The sequence below is a fragment of the Haloferula chungangensis genome, assembly GCF_042664875.1.
GTDB classification, from domain to species: domain Bacteria; phylum Verrucomicrobiota; class Verrucomicrobiia; order Verrucomicrobiales; family Akkermansiaceae; genus Haloferula; species Haloferula chungangensis.
Genome location: NZ_JBHTBS010000112.1, coordinates 1 through 503 on the forward strand (window position 1 = coordinate 1; position 503 = coordinate 503).

2 protein-coding genes are annotated in these 503 nt (G+C 40.6%); both read right to left on the bottom strand.

The window, feature by feature from the left end; genetic code table 11:
• A partial coding sequence (locus tag ACFQY0_RS21445; RefSeq protein WP_379717167.1) for a sulfurtransferase TusA family protein occupies positions 1-334 on the bottom strand: 334 nt, incomplete at its 3' end.
• Positions 335-350: 16 nt separating this feature from the next.
• Positions 351-503 (bottom strand): rhodanese-like domain-containing protein (locus ACFQY0_RS21450; protein ID WP_379717170.1); only part of this gene is annotated, 153 nt, incomplete at its 5' end.

A 503-nucleotide genomic window follows, 5' to 3' on the forward strand; every position in this document is an offset into this window, starting at 1 on the left:
CGGATTCGCGTACATCTAAAATAACCGCATTTTCATCTAAAGATTCTATTGATTCGTTACCCACAACATTCGGATGCTGCTTCTCCTGGGTGTCTTCATCGCTTGATTTGCGAATATAATGGCTCAAAACATCATGATCTTCCGTAGTACCAAGGTATTGATTTCCAGTCTTGTCAGCCCAAGCTTTCATGTCGGCTGTCGAGCCTTTATCCGTTGCTTCAATTTTAATCACTTGGCCAGACGCTAATTCTTTTATCGCTTTCTTCGCTTTGACTATAGGCATCGGGCAAGCAAGACCTTTCGCATCAAGAGTTTGATCTGTTTTAATATTCATATTTAATCCCCCTCAGTTATTTAGTTTCACCTTCATAATTCATCATTCCGCCATCCATGTTTGTTACATTAAATCCTTGATCTTCAAGGAATTGAGTAGCTTGACCACTGCGTCCGCCAGAGCGGCAAACCATAACGTAATCTTTAGATTTATCAAGTTCATTCATGCG